Origin of the sequence: Polaribacter sp. (assembly GCF_965656025.1) — a bacterium.
Taxonomy (GTDB): domain Bacteria; phylum Bacteroidota; class Bacteroidia; order Flavobacteriales; family Flavobacteriaceae; genus Polaribacter.
The window spans coordinates 49,109-53,043 of record NZ_CBFHJT010000009.1 but is presented as its reverse complement, the minus strand read 5'-3'; the positions used below and the strand labels follow the sequence as shown (position 1 = coordinate 53,043).

General features: G+C 31.3%; 4 protein-coding genes. All 4 read left to right on the top strand.

Going from position 1 to position 3,935, the window contains the following annotated elements; all coding sequences use genetic code 11:
• The coding region (gene tsf, locus ACTG3S_RS03025) for a translation elongation factor Ts (protein WP_439127897.1) at nucleotides 1-915 on the top strand (915 nt) is incomplete at its 5' end.
• Between the two features lie 168 nt (nucleotides 916-1,083).
• Complete coding sequence (pyrH, locus tag ACTG3S_RS03020; RefSeq protein ID WP_439127898.1) at nucleotides 1,084-1,794, top strand: UMP kinase; 711 nt, start codon at nucleotides 1,084-1,086, stop codon at nucleotides 1,792-1,794.
• A gap of 24 nt (nucleotides 1,795-1,818) precedes the next feature.
• Nucleotides 1,819-2,373, top strand: a complete 555-nt coding sequence (gene frr, locus ACTG3S_RS03015) for a ribosome recycling factor (protein WP_439127896.1) — start codon at nucleotides 1,819-1,821, stop codon at nucleotides 2,371-2,373.
• A 105-nt stretch (nucleotides 2,374-2,478) separates the two neighbouring features.
• On the top strand, nucleotides 2,479-3,935 hold a 1,457-nt coding region (locus ACTG3S_RS03010), incomplete at its 3' end, for an efflux RND transporter permease subunit (protein ID WP_439127895.1).

The window sequence follows — 3,935 nt, the reverse complement described above, 5'->3', positions numbered from 1 at the left end:
GCTGGTATGATGGACTGTAAAAAGGCATTAGTAGAAGCAGAAGGTAATTTTGACGAAGCAATAAATATTTTACGTAAAAAAGGTCAAAAAATTGCTGCAAAAAGAGCTGATAGAGAATCTACAGAAGGTGTTGCAGTAACAAAAATTAACGACGATAAAACAGAAGGTGTAGCAATCGTATTAGCTTGTGAAACTGACTTTGTTGGTAAAAACGAAAAATTTGTAGCATTAGCTGGCGAATTTGCAGACATTGCCTTAAATTATGATAGCAAAGAAGATTTCTTAGCTGCAGATTTTGATGGAATGACAGTTGCTGATAAATTAGTAGAACAAACTGGTGTTATTGGAGAAAAGTTAGACATAACTGCTTTTGAAAAAGTAAAAGCTGCTTATGTTGGTGCTTACACTCACATTGGTAAAATTGCTGCTTTAGTAGGTCTATCTGCTGCTGTAGATAATGCTGAAACTTTAGCAAAAGACGTTGCAATGCAAGTTGCATCTATGGGAGCTACAACTTTATCTTACAAAGATTTTGATCCTGCTTATGTTGCTGCAGAAACTGAAGCAAGAATTGCAGTAATTGAAAAAGATAATATTGAGTTAGGTAGATTAGGTAAAACATTAAAAAATGTTCCTCAATACATCTCTATGTCTCAAATTACTGATGAAGTTTTAGCAAAAGCTGAAGCGGATGCTAAAGCTGAATTAGCTGCAGAAGGAAAACCAGAAAAAATCTGGGATAGAATTTTACCAGGTAAAATGGAAAGATTCATTTCTGACAACACAACTTTAGATACAGAGCAGTGTCTTTTAGACCAAACTTTTATTAAAGATGAAAAGAAAAATGTTGCACAATATGTAAAAACATATGGTGATGTTGAAGTATCTTCTTTTAAAAGAGTAACTTTAGGATAAGACAAAACTGTCACTCCTGTTGCTACTGAAATAAGTTCAGTACAAACGTAGGAATCTATAAATTATTTAAACCTTGCATTCTATTTTAGAATTGCAAGGTTTTTTATTTTCTAATAAAAAAGAAAATCAAAAAAAAAATGTAATTTTGCGCAACTCTTAAAACAAATGATGCAATACAAAAGAATTCTTTTAAAATTAAGCGGAGAAGCTTTAATGGGAGATAGACAATATGGAATTGATCCAAAACGTTTATCTGAATACGCAAAAGAAATAAAACAAGTAGTAGACAAAGGAGTTGAAGTAGCCATAGTTATTGGTGGTGGAAACATTTTTAGAGGTGTTGCTGGTGCTGCAAATGGTATGGATCGTGTGCAAGGAGATCATATGGGCATGTTGGCAACATGTATCAATGGGTTAGCCTTACAAAGTGCTTTAGAGGAAGAAGGTGTTTATACGCGTTTACAAACTGCTTTAGAAATTAAGGAAGTTGCAGAACCTTACATAAAAAGAAAAGCAATACGTCATTTAGAAAAAGGACGTGTGGTAATTTTTGGTGCAGGTACAGGAAACCCTTACTTTACTACAGATACAGCAGCCGTTTTAAGGGCAATTGAAATTGATGCTGATGCCATCTTAAAAGGAACTCGAGTAGATGGAATTTACAATACAGATCCAGAAAAAGATAAAAATGCCATAAAATTTGAAACAATTACCTTTAAAGATGTAATTGCAAAAGGGCTAAAAGTAATGGACATGACTGCATTTACCCTTAGTGAAGAAAATAAATTACCTATTATTGTATTTGATATGAATACTAACGGAAATTTACTAAAATTAGTTTCTGGAGAAAAAATTGGTACTGTTGTTGATAATCAATAATTAAAAACAAAAACTTACAAGAAGATGAACGAAGAAATAGAATTTATATTAGACACAGCTAAAGAAGCAATGAATAAAGCCATTGCCCATTTAGAAAAAGAATTGGTTTCTATTAGAGCTGGTAGAGCAACACCAGCAATGTTAAGTACAGTTATGGTAGATTATTATGGCGCCCAAACACCTTTAGGGCAAGTTGCCAATGTAAACACCCCAGATGCAAGAACTTTAAGCATACAACCTTGGGAAAAAAGCATGTTGCAAGAAATTGAAAAAGCAATACAATTAGCAAACCTAGGTTTTAATCCAATGAATAATGGTGATATTATTATGATTAATGTGCCACCCTTAACAGAAGAAAGAAGAAAAGGATTGGCTAAACAAGCCAAAGCAGAAGCAGAAGATGCTAAAGTTGGTGTTAGAAACGCCAGGAAAGAAGCAAATAACGAAATAAAGAAAGTAGACATCTCTGATGATATGAAAAAAATTGCAGAAGATGATGTTCAAAAACTAACAGATAGTTTTGTAAAACAAATAGATGAAAAACTAGCTGTTAAAGAAGAAGAAATAATGACTGTTTAAAAAACAGTTTTAAAACTGATAATAGTAAAAAAGAGTGTTTTTAAAACGCTCTTTTTTTATTTTAAGAACTATGTAATTTGGTTACCTTTGCACAAAATATTCTCTATGAATTTCTGGACAAAAGCTGCTGGTATAATATTGCGAAACCGTTATTTGGTATTACTCTTAATTGCAATTATAACTGGTTTATTAGCTTCGCAAATGAAATATATGAAGTTTTCATATACAGAAGCAAACCTTTTACCAGAAGACCATGAAGCAAATATAGACTACAATAAATTTTTAGAAATCTTTGGTGAAGAAGGAAATCTTGTAATCCTAGGTGTTAAAGATTCAACTGTTTTTACGCCTCAGAAATTTAATGCTTGGAATAAATTAACAGAACAATTTGATGATAGAGAAGAAATAGATTTTACAATTTCTATTGCAGATGTTCAAAAACTAAAAGCAGATAGAAAAAAAAGAAAATTTGTTTTAGAACCACTTTACGAAAAAGAACCTACAACATCAGAAGAAGTAAATGCTATTAAAAAGCAACTTTTTGATAAACTTCCTTTTTACGATAATTTACTCTATAATAAAGAAACAGGTACACTACAAACAGCTATTTATATTAAAAAAAATATTATAAATACACCAAAACGTAGAGATTTTATTTTTGACGAATTAATACCAGCCATAGAAAAGTTTGAAAAAGAAAACAACCTAGATGTTCGTGTTTCTGGTATGCCCTATATAAGAACACTAAACGCACAAAACATTCAAGATGAAATAGTACTATTTGTTGGGGGCGCTTTATTAATTACAGCTGTAATATTCTTTTTCTTTTTCCGTTCTTATAGAGCTACTTTTATCACTTTATTGGTTGTAATTATTGGTGTAGTTTGGGCATTTGGGTTTATAGGTTTATTCAGATATGAAATTACAGTTTTATCAGCATTAATACCACCTCTAATTATTGTTATTGGGGTACCTAATGCAGTGTTTTTAATTAATAAATATCAACAAGAAATAAAAAAACACGGTAACCAAGCCAAATCTTTACAAAGGGTGATTGCTAAAATTGGTAATGCCACCTTAATGACCAATATTACTACGGCTTCTGGTTTTGCCACCTTTGTTTTTGTTAAAAGTAATTTATTACGTGAATTCGGAATTTTAGCATCCGTAAACATTATTAGTATCTTTATTTTAGCACTTTTAATAATACCTATTATTTATAGTTTTATGCCTCTTCCCAAGAAAAAGCATTTAAATCACCTTGAAAAAAAGTGGATAGAAAATGTAGTAGATTGGATGGAAAAAATGGTGAGAAATCAAAGAATTACCATTTATTTTACAACTGTAATAGTAATCGTTTTAGGTATTGTTGGTGTGTATATGATTCGCGTTTCTGGTAGTCTAATAGAAGACATGCCGAAAAGTCTTCCTTTTTATAAAGACATCAAGTTTTTCGAAAAAGAGTTTGGTGGTATTATGCCTCTAGAGATTTTAATAGACACCAAAAAAGAAAAAGGTGTCATGAAACTTTCTACGCTAAAAAAGATGGAAGAATTAAACGA

Coding starts and splice junctions, on each gene's coding strand:
- frr (WP_439127896.1), top strand. CDS start 1,819: ATGAACGAAGAAATAGAATTTATATTAGACACAGCTAAAGAAGCAATG.
- pyrH (WP_439127898.1), top strand. CDS start 1,084: ATGCAATACAAAAGAATTCTTTTAAAATTAAGCGGAGAAGCTTTAATG.